This is a genomic window from Roseburia sp. AF25-13LB (assembly GCF_003478915.1).
Classification (GTDB): Bacteria; Bacillota; Clostridia; order Lachnospirales; family Lachnospiraceae; genus Roseburia_C; species Roseburia_C amylophila.
Genome location: NZ_QUFO01000015.1, coordinates 1 through 20,127, shown reverse-complemented (window position 1 = coordinate 20,127; position 20,127 = coordinate 1). Strand labels below are relative to the sequence as shown.

At 41.3% G+C, this 20,127-nt stretch carries 21 protein-coding genes, 1 tRNA gene and 2 pseudogenes; 23 read left to right on the top strand and 1 reads right to left on the bottom strand.

Annotation, left to right across the window (positions count from 1 at the left end):
• Positions 1–460 precede the first annotated feature (460 nt).
• The 13 genes and pseudogenes from DWY37_RS15000 to DWY37_RS16440 all read left to right on the top strand — a co-directional run bounded on the left by DWY37_RS15000 (position 461) and on the right by DWY37_RS16440 (position 11,377).
• Complete coding sequence (locus tag DWY37_RS15000; protein ID WP_022242306.1) at positions 461–1,228, top strand: ParA family protein; 768 nt, start codon at positions 461–463, stop codon at positions 1,226–1,228.
• Entirely contained in the window at positions 1,229–2,116 is an 888-nt protein-coding gene (locus tag DWY37_RS14995) for a ParB/RepB/Spo0J family partition protein (RefSeq protein WP_118542486.1), read from the top strand.
• Positions 2,117–2,155: 39 nt separating this feature from the next.
• Entirely contained in the window at positions 2,156–2,656 is a 501-nt protein-coding gene (locus DWY37_RS14990) for a DUF4446 family protein (protein ID WP_117699147.1), read from the top strand.
• Positions 2,657–2,770: 114 nt separating this feature from the next.
• Positions 2,771–3,643 carry a DUF3881 family protein gene (locus DWY37_RS14985; RefSeq protein ID WP_022242309.1) on the top strand — a complete coding sequence of 291 codons (873 nt, stop codon included), beginning with the start codon at positions 2,771–2,773 and terminating at the stop codon, positions 3,641–3,643.
• A gap of 226 nt (positions 3,644–3,869) precedes the next feature.
• Positions 3,870–3,941, top strand: a tRNA-Arg gene (locus DWY37_RS14980).
• A 214-nt stretch (positions 3,942–4,155) separates the two neighbouring features.
• Positions 4,156–5,739, top strand: a complete 1,584-nt coding sequence (locus tag DWY37_RS14975) for a DUF4368 domain-containing protein (RefSeq protein WP_242986236.1) — start codon at positions 4,156–4,158, stop codon at positions 5,737–5,739.
• Entirely contained in the window at positions 5,736–6,062 is a 327-nt protein-coding gene (locus tag DWY37_RS14970) for a TnpV protein (protein WP_118057769.1), read from the top strand. The genes DWY37_RS14975 and DWY37_RS14970 overlap by 4 nt, the downstream gene beginning before the upstream one ends.
• Positions 6,063–6,232: 170 nt before the next feature.
• On the top strand, positions 6,233–6,529 hold the full coding sequence (locus DWY37_RS14965; RefSeq protein WP_117465424.1) for a hypothetical protein: 297 nt from the start codon (positions 6,233–6,235) through the stop codon (positions 6,527–6,529).
• A gap of 105 nt (positions 6,530–6,634) precedes the next feature.
• Complete coding sequence (locus tag DWY37_RS16210; protein ID WP_227194785.1) at positions 6,635–7,465, top strand: hypothetical protein; 831 nt, start codon at positions 6,635–6,637, stop codon at positions 7,463–7,465.
• Positions 7,466–7,547: 82 nt separating this feature from the next.
• Complete coding sequence (locus DWY37_RS14955) at positions 7,548–7,844, top strand: DUF3847 domain-containing protein (RefSeq protein ID WP_117465423.1); 297 nt, start codon at positions 7,548–7,550, stop codon at positions 7,842–7,844.
• A gap of 231 nt (positions 7,845–8,075) precedes the next feature.
• Entirely contained in the window at positions 8,076–9,590 is a 1,515-nt protein-coding gene (gene mobQ, locus DWY37_RS14950; RefSeq protein WP_117465448.1) for a MobQ family relaxase, read from the top strand.
• Between the two features lie 16 nt (positions 9,591–9,606).
• Positions 9,607–10,878 (top strand): annotated as a pseudogene (locus DWY37_RS14945) (toprim domain-containing protein); the annotation flags it as partial.
• Positions 10,879–11,134: 256 nt separating this feature from the next.
• A complete protein-coding gene (locus DWY37_RS16440) occupies positions 11,135–11,377 on the top strand; it encodes a transposon-encoded TnpW family protein (RefSeq protein ID WP_005928600.1) in 243 nt (80 codons plus the stop codon).
• A 21-nt stretch (positions 11,378–11,398) separates the two neighbouring features.
• Here DWY37_RS16440 and DWY37_RS14935 read toward each other — a convergent pair.
• Positions 11,399–11,638 (bottom strand): annotated as a pseudogene (locus tag DWY37_RS14935) (winged helix-turn-helix transcriptional regulator); the annotation flags it as partial.
• A gap of 161 nt (positions 11,639–11,799) precedes the next feature.
• Between DWY37_RS14935 and DWY37_RS14930 the strand changes: the two are divergent.
• The 10 genes from DWY37_RS14930 (at position 11,800) to DWY37_RS14885 (ending at position 20,091) form a co-directional block, all read left to right on the top strand.
• The gene (locus tag DWY37_RS14930; protein ID WP_069432379.1) at positions 11,800–12,318 is read left to right on the top strand and encodes a nitroreductase family protein; all 519 of its coding nucleotides are present in this window, start codon (positions 11,800–11,802) and stop codon (positions 12,316–12,318) included.
• Positions 12,319–12,712: 394 nt separating this feature from the next.
• Positions 12,713–13,420 carry a LytR/AlgR family response regulator transcription factor gene (locus DWY37_RS14925; protein ID WP_243092128.1) on the top strand — a complete coding sequence of 236 codons (708 nt, stop codon included), beginning with the start codon at positions 12,713–12,715 and terminating at the stop codon, positions 13,418–13,420.
• Between the two features lies 1 nt (position 13,421).
• Complete coding sequence (locus DWY37_RS14920; protein WP_118542374.1) at positions 13,422–14,678, top strand: sensor histidine kinase; 1,257 nt, start codon at positions 13,422–13,424, stop codon at positions 14,676–14,678.
• 95 nt (positions 14,679–14,773) lie between these two features.
• Positions 14,774–15,547, top strand: coding sequence for a hypothetical protein (locus DWY37_RS14915; RefSeq protein WP_117842303.1), 774 nt, complete (start codon positions 14,774–14,776; stop codon positions 15,545–15,547).
• Between the two features lie 45 nt (positions 15,548–15,592).
• Positions 15,593–16,141, top strand: a complete 549-nt coding sequence (locus DWY37_RS14910; protein WP_117842304.1) for a hypothetical protein — start codon at positions 15,593–15,595, stop codon at positions 16,139–16,141.
• Between the two features lie 107 nt (positions 16,142–16,248).
• Complete coding sequence (locus tag DWY37_RS14905) at positions 16,249–17,022, top strand: DUF6033 family protein (RefSeq protein ID WP_118542376.1); 774 nt, start codon at positions 16,249–16,251, stop codon at positions 17,020–17,022.
• Positions 17,023–17,086: 64 nt separating this feature from the next.
• A complete protein-coding gene (locus tag DWY37_RS14900; RefSeq protein WP_118542378.1) occupies positions 17,087–17,611 on the top strand; it encodes a hypothetical protein in 525 nt (174 codons plus the stop codon).
• A gap of 196 nt (positions 17,612–17,807) precedes the next feature.
• Positions 17,808–18,353, top strand: coding sequence for a hypothetical protein (locus DWY37_RS14895; protein WP_118542380.1), 546 nt, complete (start codon positions 17,808–17,810; stop codon positions 18,351–18,353).
• Between the two features lie 208 nt (positions 18,354–18,561).
• Complete coding sequence (locus DWY37_RS14890) at positions 18,562–19,599, top strand: DUF4885 family protein (RefSeq protein WP_118542382.1); 1,038 nt, start codon at positions 18,562–18,564, stop codon at positions 19,597–19,599.
• A 3-nt stretch (positions 19,600–19,602) separates the two neighbouring features.
• Positions 19,603–20,091, top strand: a complete 489-nt coding sequence (locus DWY37_RS14885) for a hypothetical protein (protein WP_118542384.1) — start codon at positions 19,603–19,605, stop codon at positions 20,089–20,091.
• The last annotated feature ends 36 nt before the right edge of the window (positions 20,092–20,127 follow it).

Genomic DNA, 20,127 nt, shown 5'->3' with positions numbered 1-20,127 from the left:
TATTATGAAAGAAAATGTTTCATGTTTCACGTGAAACATTTTCTTTTTACTTTACAGAAAATTGTTTTCTGTAAAGTAAAAAACGCTCCGCGAGGATGCACACTGCGGCATATAAGGTAGATATTGCAAGCGACCGCCGCAGGCACGAGAATGTGCCAAAAACAAATTTTTTGTTCAAATTTACATAAGAAACTCGAAAAGTGTGTTTCTCATAGTTTATATAAGCAGCAATAAAAAACACATATTTATATAAATATTAAGGAAACATTGTATGATATAAGAATGCAATAAACAAAAGTAAAAACAGAGAAAATAATAGAAAAAAATTACTTTCATTTCTACATGGATTTACTGGAAATGAAAGTGTTATAGTGTTATAATAAAACAAGTTCGGTACAGAGAAATAATAGAAAATTGAAATTTATGTTTCATTGATGAAACAGACAGAAAGGAAAATAGTATGGGAAGAATAATAGCAATAGCAAATCAGAAAGGCGGAGTTGGTAAAACCACAACGTCTATTAATTTGTCATCATGTCTGGCAGAAGCCGGAAAGAAAATATTGGCAATAGATTTGGATCCGCAGGGAAATACCACCAGTGGATTGGGAGTTGATAAAGATGATTTAGAAAATACTGTTTACGAATTAATGCTGGATGAATGTACAATTCGTGAAAGTATTCATAAAACAGAGATTGAAAATCTGACTTTAATTCCATCTAATGTAAACTTGTCCGGAGCAGAGATTGAACTTTTGGGAATCAATGATAAAGAGTATATTTTAAAAAATGCAGTAGATTATATCCGGGACGATTATGATTTTATTATTATTGATTGTCCGCCATCTTTGAATATGCTGACAGTAAATGCTATGACAACAGCAGATACCGTATTGGTTCCAATTCAGTGTGAGTATTATGCATTGGAAGGAATCAGCCAGTTGATTCACACCATTGACCTGGTACAGGAAAGACTGAATCCAGATTTGAAGATGGAGGGAGTTGTATTTACTATGTATGATTCCAGAACAAATCTTTCTAATGAAGTAGTAGATAATGTAAAAAATAATTTACATACAACAATTTATAAAACAATCATTCCAAGAAATGTAAGATTAGCAGAAGCACCAAGTCACGGCCTTCCAATTAATCTATACGACAGCAGGTCAGCGGGAGCAGAAAGCTACAGACTTCTTGCAAAAGAAGTAATCGACAGGGAGGATATCTAAATGGCAACAAGAAAAGGTGGATTGGGAAAAGGTTTGGATTCATTGATTGCAGATAAAGTTGGAACATCCAATGAGAAGACAGATGCAAAAAATGAAGTTATGGTAAATATCAATAAAGTAGAACCAAATAAAGAACAGCCGAGAAAGAATTTTGATGAAGATGCATTATTAGAATTATCAGAGTCTATCAAACAGTTTGGTGTCTTGCAGCCACTTCTGGTAGTAGACCGGAAAGACTACTACGAAATCATTGCCGGTGAGCGAAGATGGAGAGCAGCAAAGATGGCAGGATTAAAGAAAGTTCCTGTAATCATCAAAGATTTAACGGAACAGGAAATCGTAGAGATTTCACTGATTGAAAATATTCAGCGGGAAAATTTAAATCCAATTGAAGAAGCAATTGCATATAAACGTCTTTTAAATGAATTCAATCTGAAACAGGATGAAGTAGCCGAGAGAGTATCAAAGAGCAGAACTGCAGTTACCAATTCCATGCGTCTTTTGAAACTTTGTGATAAAGTGCAGCAGATGGTAATTGATGATATGATTTCTACCGGGCATGCGAGAGCTTTACTTGGAATCACTGATGAAGAAAAACAATATACACTCGCACAGAAAATCTTCGATGAGAAAATCAGTGTAAGAGATACTGAAAAGCTGGTAAAAAAAATGCAGAAACAGAAGAATGCACCTGTAAAAGAGGTGAATCCGGAAAAGAAAAAACTGGATGCTGTTTACCAGGAAGCAGAAGAAAAAATGAAAACTATACTTGGAACAAAGGTTATCATTAATCAGAAGGATTCTATGAAGGGAAAAATTGAAATCGAATATTATTCCCCGGATGAATTAACAAGAATATATGAATTAATCGAAAGTATTAAAAAATAGAACATTTGTTTGCAATTAAGAGAAGAGGATAACAACATGATTTTTTCAGAATATTTAGGAATTGATTCCGATTATGTAATAGTAGGACTGGCAGCACTGGTATTGATACTTTTTATAGTTACCATTGTAAATATCGTCCAGATGAGTAAGTTAAAAAAGAAATATAAAAAGTTCATGTCTGGAAAAGATGCCAGGACGCTGGAAGATGTATTGAAAGAGCGTTTAGATGAAATAGATGATCTGGTTGCATCTAACAAGGCAAATAAGAAAAATATCGAAGATATATTTGCTACTTTACGTTTTACATTCCAGAAGCTTGGACTTGTAAAATATGATGCTTTTAATGAGATGGGTGGAAAGCTGAGCTTTTCCCTTGCAATGTTGAATGAGCGCAATGACGGATATATCATCAATGCAATGCATAGCAGAGAAGGCTGCTATACGTATATTAAGGAAATTATTGATGGAAATTCTATTATTGCACTTTCCGAAGAAGAAAAAGAAGCTTTAGAAATGGCAATGAAATCAAAAGATGAATAAATTTAATGAATAAATTTGCAGAAAGCAGATTGTAAAAATGACAGGCATACTATATAATAGGGTATGCCTGTTTTAGGTTTTCAGATGGTATTTCAAGGAAGGAAGAACAGATTCGTGCATAGCTATTTAAGAGCAATTGGATTTCAGAACAATATGAAAAAATCTGATATAGAGAAACTCACGGATAAAATCGTTTCATCCCCGGATAGAATTGAAGTCTCAGAAGATTCTATGGGAAATGAATTTGTAGAAATGACGAAAGAGATTGCACCGGGAGCTGGAATCCGTGTTTGCGGAGAATATGCAGAAGATGGAACCTTTCATACCGAATACTATTACCCGTATGTAGAGGGTGACGGAATCACGACCCAGGAGCAGATAGAGATAGAGAAGCATTCCGAAAAAGAATCTTATGCCGGTGTCTGTGACGAGATGAAGCTGGGCGTTACATTGATTTTCTATTTACAGAATGTTGCAGAATATTTATCCGAGCATCATAGAAATCCGAAGATGCGTCCAATGTCCGCTACATTAAGTGCATTGTCATTAAATGGAAAAATCATTATGCCAATCAGCAAAAATGAAAAGCAGATTCAGAATACAAAGAAAAACAGTCAGGACCGTAATTACCTCATTGCAGCTGCAAGAGAGGGAGACGAGGATGCCATTGAAAATCTTACACTGGAAGATATTGATACTTATTCCATGTTGTCAAGACGGATAGCTAACGAGGATATCTTAAGTATTGTAGATTCTTATTTTATGCCATACGGAATCGAAAGTGACCAGTATTCCATTTTAGGTGAAATTGTAGATTACAGGATGGAGAATAATAAGATGACAGGTGATAAAATCTGTTTGCTTACACTGGACTGTAACGATTTGATATATGATGTCTGCATCAATGAAAAAGACCTTCTGGGGGAACCTGCAATTGGCAGAAGATTTAAGGGAGTCATCTGGATGCAGGGAAAAGTAAATTATTAGGTAATATTAGTTCTCATAGTTAAATGGATATAACAAGTGCCTCCTAAGGTTCAATCATGGTTGAGACTTATGGAAGCTGAGAAGTGATAAGTAAGAGTTCGATTCCAACAGGGATTGACCTGAATGTCAAAATAAGATACAATGGAAATTCATCACAAGAGTGATTGAATTCATAGATATGGCAGCCGGAGCCAAAAGAGCTGAAAAGCCCGAAAATACGGCATTTGTCTCCTTAGTTAAATGGATATAACGGGGTCCTCCTAAGACTCTATTGTAGGTTCGATTCCTATAGGAGACGCTCATTTTTAGCGGTAATGAAGATAGTTTCATTGCCGCTTTTTTCATGCAGAATTGTAATTTCAGTGACAAATTTGTCAGCGAAGCAGGACTGAAAATACTGATTTTGTCAGCGGGAATGGATGCTTGTCACCGATTCACATTTTCTGATTTGTCACACAAAGGGATTAACTACAATGTAGGATGAGCTTTGGGGTGTAAAATTAGGAAAAGCAGTGAAACAAAACACGATATTCTTGTCTGTGATATCAGGCCTGTCGGAAGAGTCCGTTCAGATTAGAGAAATACAATCTATTCTGGACGGGCTTTTTTGCGTTCAGGGAAAGGAAATTGCCTATGAGTGGTATGTTCGGGACTCAAGCCGCAAAATCAAAAGCGTTCTCCGGGCAAAGGGAATGTCTGGCATACACACTAATTCCATTGGTATTTATGGGTACAAGAAAGACCCTAACGACAAAAACCATTGGATTGTTGATGATGAAGCCGCCGAGGTTGTTCGCCGGATTTACCGCATGGCGATAGAGGGAAAAGGCCCGTATGAAATCGCTCGTATTCTTGCTTCGGAAAAAGTTGAAAGACCGTCCTACTACCTTGCACAGCGCGGTTTAGGCAAACATAAAACCAGTTACAACCCCGACGAGCCATACACATGGCGCGGCGGCACAGTTGCAGATATTCTATCCAAGCCGGAATATATCGGGCATACGGTAAACTTTCGGACTTATAAGGAGAGCTACAAGGACAAACACTCCAAAATGACACCAAAAGAGGATTTAGTCATTTTTGAGAATACGCAGGAAGCAATTATTGACAAGGAAACATGGGAGCGCGTTCAGACCTTGCGAAAGACAATCCGTAGGACAGATACCATAGGCACAGCAAATCCCTTAACAGGCTTGATGTTCTGTGCTGATTGCGGGGCGAAGATGTATAACCACAGGGGCAAGGCTGGCAATGCGCGGGATTGGGCAGGGCGACCAACTGGAAAGAAACGTCCAGACCGCGACGAATACAACTGTTCCCGTTATGATTTAGGCAATCAACACTTTGATGATTATTGCACCACACACCTTATCCGTACTGCCGTTGTTAATGAATTACTGCTTGAAGCGATAAAGGAAGTTTGCGACTATGCACAGAACAACGAAGCCGAGTTTATGGCGCAAGTCTGTTCCGCTTCCGAGGACAGACAGGCAAAAGCGGCTAAAGCTATCCGACAGAGGAAACAGCGCAGCGAAAAGCGCACCGACGAATTGAGCCGCTTAATTCGCAAGCTCTACGAGGACAATGTAAATGGGCGGCTTTCAGACAAGCTCTTTGAACAAATGTTGCATGATTTTGAAGCCGAGTTAGAGGGCTTGACCGATAGTATCACACAAGACCAGCAGGAGCTTGACCGCATAAGCAGGGAAACCGTCAATGCCGAGAAGTTTCTTGCCCTTGTCAAAAAATATACGGATTTTTCCGAACTCACCCCCGCAATGATAAATGAGTTTGTTGAAAAAATCCTTGTTCATCAAGCCGAGGGCAAAGGCGCAAGCCGTACACAGGAAGTCGAGATTTTCTTTAACTTTATCGGCAAGGTAGAAATCCCGCGCAAAGAAATTGAACTAACAGAGGAAGAAAAGGCAGCATTAGCGGAACAGGAACGACGCAGGGCGAAGAAAGCCGAGTATAACCGCCGCTATATGGAGAAGAAGCGCAGACAATGGAAAGAGCAACAGGAACGGGAGAAAGAACAGCAGGAAGCTCTTGAATTACCTGCTGCTTCCACCGAGAAAGGAGAACGCATAGCATGAGAATACTCATTGACAATGGCAACACCCCCGCCGCCCCGCGCCCGTATATCGGGCATTACGGGCGGTTGCGGAAAGCCTACCTTGAACAGTACCGCCCCGACCTCTACACCGCCCTTGTCGCAAATGAGAAGCTGCATGAGCATTGCGCCGAGATTGACGAAGCCGCCCGGAGCCGGATTGACCTTATCATGCCGCAGCTTGCAAGGAGCGCGGAAGCTACCGAAGCACTCAAAGCTACCGACCCCATGAAATGGGTGGGACTGATGAACGCTTGCAGGGCGCAAGCGGAGGAAATTGCCAAGTTTGAGCTAGTCTATGTTTGACGGTCAAGAGCCGGAAAAAACGGAAATCACGCGATAGGAGCTGCCCGGACGAGGAATGGTTCATCGGGGCGGTTTCTATTTGAAAATCCTCATTTTCCCCAAGTCAAGAGCCGGGAAAAACACCCGAAAAATGCCCCTATTGCGTAACAGGGGCGCAGAAAGGAGAGTTTATGAGAACAGGGCTTACGAAGCAGGAAAAGACCACCGATATTTGGTTTGACGAGAAAAACCCGATTATCCATATCCGCACCCACAACACCGACTTAAAGAAGCGGCTTGCCGCCTACTCCGGACAGTACCCCGACCAGTGCCGCCAGACCGACGCAGACCCCGAAACGGGCTGCATGGAGTTTGAGATTGCAAAGGGGCGCTTCTCTTTCCGTCTGACCGCCCCATACAACGAGGAACGGCGGGAAGCTGCGCGGCGGTCTGCCAGAGAAAACAAGGCCACTGACAGGCTGAAATGAGGTGGATTTATTCATAACCATGTGCTATGATATTTATAGATAGTGAAACTTCCTTTCAATTTTTTCGTCTATACAAGTAACAGAGAAGAACAGGAGGCTTGTTCCATGAGAAAAAAGAGATTGATGATTGCAATAGCTTGTATCATTTTAGTAGGTATCGCGGTAATCGTATTTTTTTCACAACAGGGGAAAAAACCGTATAAGGATTTGGACGCAGCGCAGATTGTTTCCGCTAAAGTGTTATTAACACCGCCAGACAAAACGATTGAGATTGAAAATATCCAAGAATTAGTTGAATATTTGAATGATGTTGTTGTCTATAATGAGGATAATTCTTACACAGAGTATGATGGACAAGGCGTTGTTTTTACCTTGACTATGGTAGACGGTACACAAACAGATATTATGGCGTATAACCCATTTATTGTCATTGACGGTATCGGTTATAAGACAAAATATGAGCCATGTGAAGCACTCAACAGCTATGCAAATGAATTACTAAACTCTGGGACTGCCAATATAATTTTGGAAGAACCGCCCACATTAAGCGTTGTGAGTGACGAAACCGCTATCGGTGCAGTATTAGGAACTTATTCGTGGCAAAAAACAAATATTGACGGAACTGCTGAAAGCACAATAGCTGATAGCCCACACCCGTTAGAGTGCAAGGATCTGTTGTCCCCGCCATTTGAAACAACAGAAACAACAGCTACATTAAGATTTACAGAAGACCCAGATACAATTTTAAGTGTGCAGTGCTGGAGTGACGAACATTGGGGAGAGCCTGCTACAAACAGCGAAGATGTAACTATTGTTGGAAACGTACTCACTCTTAAACTGGGCGGATATATTTATGAAGTAACAGCTGAATGGAATACTGAAAATGGCTATGGCGGAACAGCAAGCTATTTTATATATTTGAAAACAGCAGACTAAAATTGAATAGCCACCCACAAGGGCAGCCGAGAAAATCGACTGTCCTTTTTCTATGCCGACAGGCAGAAAGGAGCGACCACCCATGACAAAGCCAAGAGAGAAAACCCGCGAGGAATTGACTGCCGAGATTGAGGACGGGAAGAAGAAAATCCGGCAGTTTGAAAATCGGGAAAAGATGCTGCGTCAGAAGCTATCCAAAGAGGAACGCAGAACACGCAGCCACCGCCTTATTGTCCGGGGCGCGGTCTTTGAAAGCATTGTGCCGGAAGCAAAGAACATGACCGACGAGGAAGCCGCAGCACTTCTTAGGCTTGCCTTGACGAGTGAACCAGCGCGGGAATATCTGAAAAAACGAGCCGAAAGCAGGAACGCCGAATAAATCCCTTAGGAACTAAGGGCGCACTTATACACCCTTACGGGCGTGTGCGCTCTGCCGAGGGCTTATCTTCGCACAGGGAGATTTCCCCGCGCTCCGATATGGCGGCTTTGCCGCAACAAGGGGCTGCACCCCTTGCGCCGCTTCGCGGCTATCCCTGCACACCCACAAAAACAGTACACCCGCCGTTGGCGTCTGTACCATTTTTGCGGGTTTTATTATCCTATCCGGGAGGTGATACCCATAGCCATTTACCATTGGAACATCGGCATTGTGAGCCGAGGAAAAGGCAAATCAGCCGTTGCCGCAGCCGCCTACCGAAGCGGCGAAAAGCTGACAAACGAATGGGACGGAATGACTCATGACTACACTCGCAAAGGCGGCGTTGTCCATACAGAAATCATGTTGCCGCCCCACGCACCGCCCTCATTCGCTGACCGTTCAACCTTGTGGAACAGCGTGGAGCTTTACGAGAAAGCCGGGAACGCCCAGCTTGCGCGTGAGATTGACGCAGCACTCCCCATAGAATTATCCAGAGAGGAACAGATCCGGCTTGTCCGGGAATACTGTTCCTCTCAATTTGTTTCCAGAGGAATGTGTGTGGATTTTGTTATCCACGACACCAACAGCGGCAACCCCCATTGTCATATTATGCTTACCATGCGCCCCCTTGACGAGCGCGGAGCATGGGCGGCGAAATCCAAAAAGGAATATGACCTTGACGAAAACGGCGAGCGTATCCGCTTGCCAAGTGGCAGATACAAGACGCACAAAATTGACCTTACAGGCTGGAACGACAAGGACAACACCCTCTTGTGGCGCAAGGCATGGGCTGACTATACCAACGACTTTTTGGAGAGAAACGGAAGCCCGGAGCGTATCGACCACCGCAGCAACGCCGAGCGCGGCATTGACGAAATACCGACCGTCCATATGGGCGTAGCCGCCTGTCAAATGGAGAAGAAAGGTGTAGCCACCGAGAAAGGCGAACTGAACCGAAATATCCAAAAAGCAAACCGCCTTATACGGGAAATCCGGGCGCAGGTTAGCAAGCTCAAAGAATGGATTGCCGACCTGTTCAAAGTGTGGGAAACCGCCCCGAAGCCGCCGCCGCAATCTCCCAACCTTGCAAATCTGTTGATGAAGTATTTGAGCGTTCAGAGAGAAAAGAGCCGGAAGTATTCGCAGCGTTGGCAACAACAGCACACAGCCGATGAACTGAAAACCATAGCGGCAGCGGTCAACTATCTCTCCGAGCATGGTATCTCTAATCTTGATGAGCTTGACGCTTCCCTTTCCTCTGTCAGTGATAGAGCCTATTCAATCCGGGCAGGAATGAAAACCGCCGAGGAACGCATGAAGAAGCTACAAAAGCTAATTGAATACGGGAAGAACTACACAGAGTACAAGCCCATTCACGATGAACTGAAAAAGCTGCAAAACGGCTGGACAAACAAGCGCGACAAGTACGAGGAAGCCCACCGCGCCGAGCTGACCCTATGGAACGCAGCAAGTCGCTATCTCCATGCAAATCTGCAGAAAGGAACAAAGACCTTGCCTATTGCGGAATGGGAACAGGAATATGCTGACCTCAAAACACAGAGGGACAGCGATTATACCAAACTGAAAGATACCCGCACCAATGTTTCAGAGCTTCAAAAAATCCGCAAATGCGTGGATATTGCACTCCGCGCCGACCAAGCGGAGCAGACGCAGAGCCGCACCAAACGGCATGATATAGACCGCTGAAAGGAGTTGAACTTTTATGTATTACACCCAAGAACAGATAGACCGCGCCAACCAAGCCGACCTTGTTTCTTTCCTGCAATCACAGGGCGAGCAGCTTACCCGCGCCGGACAGGAATACCGCTGGAAGCGGCACGACAGCCTGACCGTCCGGGGAAACAAATGGTACAGGCACAGCCAGAGCAAGGGCGGTGCACCCATTGATTTTGTCATGGAGTTTTTCGGCAAGAGCTTCACCGAAGCCGTTGAACTGCTGACAGGCGAAAAAGGAGCCGCCCCGCCGCTGGACAGACCAAGCCCCGCGCCCCTATCCGACTTCCGGCTACCACCCCGCAGCACCGACAACCGCATAGCGAGGAACTACCTCACAGCAGCCCGCCGCATTGATGAAGATGTGACGGGCTTTTTCTTTTCCACCGGGGATATTTACGAGGAAGCCGCCCACCATAACGCCGTATTCGTCGGCAGAGATGAAAGCGGCATACCGCGATACGCCCATCAGCGCGGCACAGCCGGGAGTTTTCGGCTTGATGTGAAAGGCAGCGACAAAGCCTTTAACTTCTGCTACCGTGGCGAGGGCGAAAGGTTGTTTGTCTTTGAAGCCCCGATAGACCTCTTATCTTTCCTCTGCCTGTTCAAAAAGGACTGGCAGAAGCAAAGCTATCTGGCGTTGGGCGGCGTGGGAGAAAAAGCCCTGTTGCGCTTTCTCTCTGACCGTCCGAACATCAAGACCGTTTTTCTCTGCCTTGACAGCGACCAAGCCGGAAGCGACGCTTGCAGCCGCTTTGCGGAGCTTGTGCCGGAGGGCTTGACCGTCCATCGGCTTATCCCTCTTTTCAAGGACTGGAACGAGGTATTGCAGCACCGGGCAGAAATCACAGACGGGAAGTATTTGCGGGAAGCAATCTACGGCTTGAAAGAGCCGCCGCAGGAAGAAACCGTTGAGATTATCCGCATGAGCGAGGTTGACACACAGACCGTTGAATGGCTATGGGAGCCGTATATTCCCTTTGGGAAAGTAACCATTGTGCAGGGCAATCCCGGCGAGGGCAAGACCACTTTTGCCCTACGCCTTGCCGCCGCCTGCACCATCGGGGGAACGCTGCCGGGAATGAAGCCCTTGCCGCCATTCCAAGTAATTTACCAGACCGCCGAGGACGGGCTGGGCGATACCGTCAAGCCACGCTTGATAGAAGCCGCCGCAGACCTTGACCGGGTGCTTGTGATTGATGAAGCCAAGCGGGAGCTTACCCTGTCCGATGAGCGCATAGAAAAGGCAATCACGCAGAACGGCTGATACTGGATTTACTGGCAGACGGGAAAGAGCTTGCCAGCGAGGACATAGAGAAAGCCGCTACAGAAGCGGGCATATCCGCCCGTACCGTCCGGGCGGCAAAGAGAAACCTTGACGGGCGCATTACCTCAAAGCGCATTGGCGCGGCATGGTATCACGCTCTTAAAAAGTGAAACGGCAAAATCCAAGTGGCAAAACCCAGATACCTTGCCACTTTGCCACTTCGCCACTTCAACCTCAAAACCACCGCCCCATGTATGACCGCATGGGGCTTTTCTCATGGAAAGGAGAGCCTATGAACAACGACACCAGCAACCGCAGCACCCCCGCAACCGCTTCCCCTCTGACCGTAAAGGAAGCCGCGCCACCTGTAATGATAAAGAAAATCGGAAAGACCACCTACCGCGTCAAAATCCATTTCAGTGAAACGAGCAAAGAAACCATGAGCGACAAAATCAAGCGTCTGATTTTGAATGACAGCGAAAAAAGTTCTTAAACACCCTTGACAAAACGTATCAGAGTATTCGGTTTTGGGAGGAACTACAGGATAAACGACCCTGTTGATTAATCCGTCATTTTCTAATTCTCTAAGTTGCTGGGTAAGCATTTTGGGAGTTGCAGATTTAATGAGCTTTCCTAATTCATTAAATCTAAGTGTTTTTCCAATGAGATGCCATAGGATAAGTGACTTATATTTACCACCTATAAGCTGAAGGGTTGCTTCTACTGGACATTGGAAAGATTGACATGGTTTCATTATATACGACCTCCTGAAATTTGAATCCATAGTATCATTTTGGGTAGTATGGCACTTAAAAGTGCGTACTTGTAAAAAAGAAATACTGTGATAGCATTATAGCGTACTTGTTGAGCAGGCACAACAAAAATGTATTAAAAATGAAAGTGAGGAATATTTTTATGGAGTTTTTATCTTTAGCAAAACAGAGATGTTCTGTAAGAAAGTATAAAACTGATGAGATTGAAAAGGAAAAATTGGACAAAATTCTGGAGGCTGCTAGAATTGCTCCAACAGCAGCAAATGCTCAGTCGCAGAGACTGTTAGTAATTAGTAGCCAAGAAGCAAAAGAAAAATTGTCTAAAGGAGTAAATTATCATGGCGCCCCGTTGGCTATCATTGTATGTGGGGATCATTCAGATGTTTTTGTGCGTCCGTTTGATAAAAAGGATATGGTAAGTGTTGATGCAACAATAGTTGCGGATCATATAGTATTAGAAGCAGAGGATTTAGGACTTAGTTCTTGTTGGCTTACATATTTTGATCCTGAGATTATCAGAAATGAGTTTAATATTCCAAGTAACCTTGAACCAATAGCAATTATTGCGGTGGGATATGCTGACACAGAAAAGGCATCACCAGACAGACATTCAAAGGATAGAAAAGCGCTTGAAAGCCTTGTTTGTTACGAAACTTTTTAAGCATATTAAGAAATAAAAGAGATTGTGTTTAAAGATGGAAAACTTGTCTGAGACGCAGCGAAGTAAATAAAATGAATAATATAGGAAGTCAGTAGTGCGTGAATAAACTGCTGGCTTCTTTTTTGATAGATACAGTCACTCCCAGAGAGTGTGCAGGATAGTAAAGTAATAATATCAACATGACGATATAGAAAATGCAGGGAAGCATTGTATTTCAAAGAGTTTGAGATACAGTGCTTCTGCGTTTCTATAGGAGATAGTCGTTCTATGCGGAAAATAGTCATTTGATGCAGAGAATGATCGAGTGAAAGATTTGTTTGATATAATAAAGAGTGCTAGGTGAGACTTGTATGGTTTATAGGCATGAGAGCAATTAAAGACAGGAATGAAAAATATGAACATTATTATTTGTGATGACAGGATAGATGACAGAAAAAATCTGTCAGATTTGCTGTCAGACTATGGTGAAAAAAAGAATTATGAGTTTGCTATTACAGAATATGATTCTGGAGAACAGTTATGCGAAGAACAATCGGCTTTGGAAGCGTGCCAGCTATTATTTCTGGACATCAATATGCAGGGGATGGATGGGCTGAAAACAGCTATGAGGATCAAAGAAAAATACCCAAAACTTCCGGTTGTACTTGTGACGGCATACATGAATTACGCACTGGATGGATATAAGGTGAAAGCAAGCCGTTTTCTGCTGAAAGATAACCTTGCAGATACTATAGAAGAATGTATGGATGATTTGATAGCAGAAATTAATAAAAACAGTAGGATTCTCGAATTTCGTTTTGTGGAAGGAACGATAAAACTTTATGCAGATGACATCATTTATATAGAAACAGAGCTTCACAAAAATGTATTTTATACAGAAAAAGGGACATTTCAGATTTATAAAAAACTGGATGAACTGGAAAACGAATTAAAGAATATGGGATTTGTGCGGGCGCATTTAAGTTTTCTTGTAAATATGAAATACATTACCAAAATCAGCAGTTATGTGATGACACTTACGACAGGAAAAAAGATTCCGGTTCCCAAGGCACGATATGCACAGGTAAAGAGGGAATATATGCTGTATAAGGGAGAAGAATAACATGACATTCTGGGTATTGACATTTATTGCGGAAATGCTGGAAGTAAAAGGAACGCTATACTTTTTTGATACTTTTATGGAAAAAAGAGATGGCGGATATAGGAACAGATACAGATTTTTTGTTTATTGCGGAGTGCTTTATCTGGCAGCAGTCACAGGGGTATGGATCGGAATGTTAAAATGTATCCTGATTATACTGGTTATGTCTTTCCTAAATCTGGCTTATTATGAGGTCTCCTTCCGGCAGAGTTTTTTATTTTCAATCATCAACTATACAATGCTTGTATTGATTGATTATGTGACTGTTTTGCTGGGAAGAGGAGGTTCAATCCAAGAAAAATGGTTTTTACAGGCACTGATATCAAAGACTGCTTTTATCATTCTGATGTTGTTTATCAGAAGATTTAGCAAGACAAGAAAAAGCTACGGTCTGATTACCGGAAAAGAGTGGTTTCAGTTTTTCTGTGTTCCTGTATTTACGGTGGTCGGTTTCATTCTTATGTTTTATTCAGAAAACGATGATATGCAGAATGTATTTTTATTTCTTTCGGTGGGACTGGTTGCGATTAACCTTATCCTTATGGAGTTCATGCAGAATACCATTGAAAAAGAAGAGAGAATAAAAATTGCGGTACTTACGGAACAAAATCAGAAAAATCGTATTGCAAATTATCAGGACCGGGAAGAAATCTATGAGCGTCAGCGAAGAAAAATGCACGATTATAAAAATCAGCTTTCCACAATCCAGACATTGATAAAGAATGGACACACAGATGAGGCACTTTCATTTACGCAGAAGCTGACAGAGAGCATAGCTGTCGAGATGTCGGCAATCAACACAAATCATCCGGTGGTCAATGCTGTTTTAAACCAGAAGTACCGCAGCATGCAGGAGAAACACATAGCAGTGATCCTAAAAGTAGGGGATCTGCAGGAGATCTGTCTGGAGGAGGAAGAGATCGTGATCCTGCTCTCCAATTTACTGGATAATGCAATCCGGGAGAGTGAAAAAGTACTGAAAAATACCGGAAAAGCGGTCATTCATCTGAAATTAGAGTGCGAAGATCATAAACTGATATTTGCGGTGAGAAATCCGGTGACAGAAAAGGTGGAAATTGAAAATGACACAATAAAGAGCAAAAGAGGGGATCATCACGGCATTGGATTGTTAAATGTAAAAGCAGTTGTGGATAAATATGGCGGTGATATGGTGCTTTCCTGCGATGAAAATGAATTTAAGGCAGTGGTCATCTTGTAAAGAGATGGTCTTTGTATGCGTAATATGGTCGTTTGATGATATGGGACTAGGAGAACAGGTTATTTTATCCGATAAAGAAAGCAAAGGAGGTTACTATGAGTAATACAATTAATGTGAACTATATGACACGGGCTTACAATCAGTACCAACAGAAAAATGCGGCTAAAGATCAGGAGAAGGAAGATACAAGGTTTGCGGATAGTGTAAGAGAAAAGAGCGAAGCTAGTGGAAGTATAGTGGGCAATTCAAAAATAGGTTCTGTGTCTGCTAAAGATATGACGATGGTGGAATACAAGCAGTACATTTACAATAAAATATCTCAAATTCCAATGCACCCCACAAGAGCAGGCGAGTCAATATCTGTTACAATTTCAGAGGCGGGTTTTGAAGCAATGAAGAATGATCCAGAGTATGAAGCATGGGTATTAAATGATTTGCAAGTGGGTTGGTCACAACCAGATAAATGGTCCGGTATATGCGGAGGAGCGTTTTCTACAATATATTATGGAGCATCAAAAGAAGAATGTCATGCTGAGATGTGGAGTGCTGGTTATAACAATGGGAATGGTGGGAAGATTTTTAATGATAAGTCAAAAAATAGTTTTTGGGAGCGCAGAATAGAAAATAAAAAGAGAATAGAAAATCAGGTAAAGAAACAACAGGAAAAAAAGCGGATTCAGAAAAAACAAGCGGAAAGAACAGCTTATGAAGAATATGCGCAAAATAAAAGGTTATCCGCTCAGGATGCCAGAACTCGATTGGTGGCTGAGAGTAGTTCGTTTGCTAAGACTGTCACAATAAGTCAGGCAGTAGCTTCTTATGAGGCAAATTTTACAATGGCAGTAAGCGTATCGAACAAAACCCAATAGCCTGCAAATAAAAAATCAAGGCTAAATAGAAAGGAGAGATGCAGTATGGGAATTAATGGAGTATCATCGTATGCCAATACATACACATACGGAAATGTAAAAAATGAAAATGTAAAGCCATCAAAGAATAGTGAAAAGAATTATTATGCGGGATACACTATGAATTCAGCCAATAAGTTTAAAAATGTATCAGACTATTCAAAGTATTTGACTAACAAGTATAAATGTTTGACTCCATGCAAAAATGCTTCTGTATTGATTGACAGAAGTGTAATGCGAAAGGCATGTGGAGATGAAAAAACTGCGAAATGGCTTGAGGAAAATTTAGCAATTATGCCAGATGTTATACGAAATGCACAGAAGGCGGCAATAAGTCATGGTAGTAAACTGATATCAGTGGAGTTTAAGTTTACGAATAATGGAACCGAAATGACAACCTGTGGCATTTTTGGAGAGACTGGTACGGATTCAGAAATTGACAAATGGCTGGAGAGAATGAAAGAGGATAAAGAAAAAGAAGATAAAAAAACAGAAAATATGATTGCTATAGAAGCGACAACTAAAAATAAGGTAGGTTTTGATACATATGCATAGTATCAATTTCTATATCCAATAAATCAATTAAAGGTTACTACTTGGTCTTCGGATGGAGAGAGCAGGTACGGTTCTGACTGACAGAAGAACCGTGGAAAGGAGTTAATATGGGATTAGGCGTTGAAAATTCAGTTAATGCTTATAATCAGAATTATAGGTATCAACAGAATAAGACGACAGGGCAAGCCAATCATTTAGATTTCAATAAGATTTTATCTGCTAAAGAGGGTGATAATACAGAGAAAGTACAGAAGCCAAATGAAAATAGTGTTTCAAAAGTAGATACCTACACTGAATATTTAAAGGCTAAATATGGGAATATAATGATCCAAAATGTTGGAAGTGATCAAAAGAGTATGGATTCATTGGGGACGGGGACATATGGGATGAATAATATTGTGATTGCACCCAATGTTTTGGAAACAATGGCAAATGATCCCAAAAAAGCAGCTTATTACGAAAAGATGATACAGGATTTTTTTGCTTCGCAGTCAACTGTGAAGGCGCAGATGGCAGTCGGGGGGTTTGAGATTCAATCTTATGGTATGGTTATTCACCCGGATGGAACTGCACACTATTATGTTTGTGGAGATGTTTCACCAGAAAAAAAAGCAAAGATAGAGGCGCAAATGAAAGCTGAAGATGAAGAGAAGGCTAAACGGCGTAGACAATATTTAGAGCGCAGTGAGGAGGCGGCAGAAAAGCGCAGACAGATAGAAGAGATTAATATGCAAAAGAGTAAAAAAGATGCGGCTTTTGATGATAATATATCGGCTGTTAATGTATTATCGGAAGTAGATAGGGCGGTTGCCATAGCTGCTTATGAAAATATTGCCAATACTTTTAATGAAAACATAATAAAAAGTACAATTGATAATTGAGGACTTTACTGACTATATCAACTTATAATAATCGATATATAATATTATACTAGGAGGTAATTAAATGCGTATTGGTTCGGGAGTGCAAAGTGCATCGGAAGTATTTGGAAAGCAGCAAAATAATAGCAAAACATATGTTGCCGAAAATGAGGAATTTTCTCAGACATCGGTAAAAGTGTATTTAAAGACGGATGATATGTTGTTTTCAGGTGGAAATGGAACAGGTCTTTCGTTTTATATTAAGTATGCAGAAGAGTCAACGGAGGATAATCCTGTAGTGATAGCCAAAGGAGTTGACGAAAATGGAAAAGAATTTGAAGAAAAAATTAATATTAACGATATTGATTTGAGAAATGCTTCTTATGTTGAAATGAGTGCTTTGGAGGCATATTATGATGTTGATAGGGGTAATGGTCTCAGCTCTTTTCCAGAAGAAACTGGTCACATGGGATTAAATGAAAGATGCGACCTTATATCCAGCTTTGAAAAGGTTATTAGGGATATGAATAAATTAGGAAGGTATGATTTGCAGATGTTTTATATGCGAAATATGAATACTTATCTAAATGCAAGCAGTAAGCATAAATAGGGCTTAGTTATTTGAATATAGTAGAAAAAGTAAGCTTGGACTCCATAGGAGAGAGCAGGTGCGGTTCCGACTGACAGAAGAACCGTGGAAAGTTAATATGGGATTAGGTGTTGAAAACACTTTTATCCAAAAAAGTTGAGGCAGAAACTGGACTGGCATATAGAGAAAATTTTGAGCTGATTGGAGGAACAGAAATATGAACATTGGTTCTGGTATGAATACCGTATCTTCACTGTACGGTCAACAAAAAGGTAATCATATGAAAACGCCTGCATCTGGGGAAAAGACATTTTATACGGCAGAAACACCGAAGGTATATCAGATATTTACAACAGATAATATGTTGTGGACAGGAGGTAATGGTACAGGTCTTTCTTATTGTCTTAAATATGCGGATGATTCGACGGATGAAAATCCTGTGGTGTTAGCGAAAGGTGTGGATGAAAACGGGAAAGAGTTTGAGCAAAGAATTTATATCAATGATGTTAATCCATCAAATGCTACAGTAGTCGAAATGCGTGCATTGGAGGCACATTACAAAGTGGAAAAGCAGGGAGGTTTCACGTCTCTGCCGCTTGAAGCTGGTAATATGGGACTTAACGACAGAAGAGATTTTATCGCAATGTTCAAAAAAAGCATAGAAGATTTAAACAAATTGGGAAGGTTTGACTTATCGTTGCTTTGGACGAAAAGTATGGATACATATCTTAATTTGCCAAATGCAAATAGTAAGTATAAATAGTGCTTAGTCATTTGAACATAGGAAAAAAAGAGAACTTGGATTACATATCATATTGAGGCTGAGAGAAATCTAATAGGTGACATAGTCGGAAGAACTCCGAATAATGAAGAAAAAATGTGGAAAATAAAATGAAAAAAGTTTATCGATAAGGTTCCAGTATGATTTACATGATACAGATTATAAGACTTATATAAGGCAGGGGGATAATATGGTTACTGTAAATAATTCTGACTATTATAACAACATTCCAGCGGGCAGGGATTTAAACAACCTGCCCAATACTTCCAGCGCTGGTACAACTGTAGGATATCAGTATGATGGACTTACAGAGGAGGATCGTTTCGTACAAAAAGTTTTGCAGGAGCATTATGATAAAGTGTACAAAGAAAATTTGTCTCATTCTGATCCAATGGCATATATCGAATCAAAATATTGTGATGTGACCTCACCTAATTTTTGCTCATATATGACAGAAGATCAGCGTTCCATAGCTTACCGCAATGAGAAAAGAATGTTACAAACAGGAGGAAAATATTCGGCTGGATTTGCCCGGTATGATTATGCATTAAGAAATTACAAGGATGTATATACAGGTGGTTCAAGAAGTGTTGGTTATGTACGCAATACTGACAGGGAAAAACAGTATGCCAGAAGTGTTGTAAATCAGCAGATATCAAATCTGTTTTCAAAGAATGGGATATCAATATCAAAACAGGCAGATTTGGTATTTTCTATTGACCCATATACATATCAGCTAAAGGTGTCCGGAAATGCAGATAGAGATACATTATCGCAGATAGAAAAATTACTGAATGAAGGGGATAATGCGAAAAATATATGGACACATGCGTGGATTTGTACGCATGATGCAGATAATGAAATTGTTAATTCGCAGGCAAATATGACAAAGGCAAACCAATATTCTTTATGGCATGAAGTGTATGAGACAACCGGGTATGATGCACGCAATGCGACATATAAAAATGGTACTTTTATTGCAGAGGATGGTACAGATTTACTTGCATTGTTTAAGGAAAAATCTAAAAATGGTGCAGGGTATGAACTTTATTCTAAGAGATGGCTGCAATATGCTAAAAATGGCTGGAAGAAAGAAAATGATTTGGTATTAAAAATAGGCTTTGACAGCAGTGGATTGTATGATATAGGGCAGGAAAAAGGATATGGAGCAGCACAGAATATGTGGATGAAAGATGTTAGCCAAAGTATGTTTGAAGCTAGAGTGTGATTAATGGGAATCTCTCTTTCAAATATAGGAACAGTTGGAAGGGAACAGCTAATTACTTCTGGTAGTAATGGAGAACCAAACTGGTCTTATATTCCATCGAAAGGAAAAAGTACAAAAAAAGCGAATAACAGAACCTATCAGTTTGCAGACGAAAAAACCAAAAAGCAGATTGCTTATATGAGTGGTTATTACCTTCAGACAGTGCCGCAGAGTGTCAAGGCAGCATGGCAGGAAACATTGGAAGAAACTGGTTTTAATCCATTTCAGACGGATGTAACCAGTATATTAACGCAGCTATCGGTAGAGCAGGATTTTCTGACAGGTGGTGATGACAATATTTTTGGTGAAACGAAAGAAAGTTATTTAGCAGCTATCGACAAAGTATTGGAGAGAATAGAAAATCCGCTGGCAGCCGTTACAGATGAAAGGGCAGCATATTTGCAACAGGAAAAAGAATTTTATACCGTGTTGGCAGCTAAAATAAGAGAATAAAATGCCGGGAGGAATTTAAAAAATGATTGGAAGTAT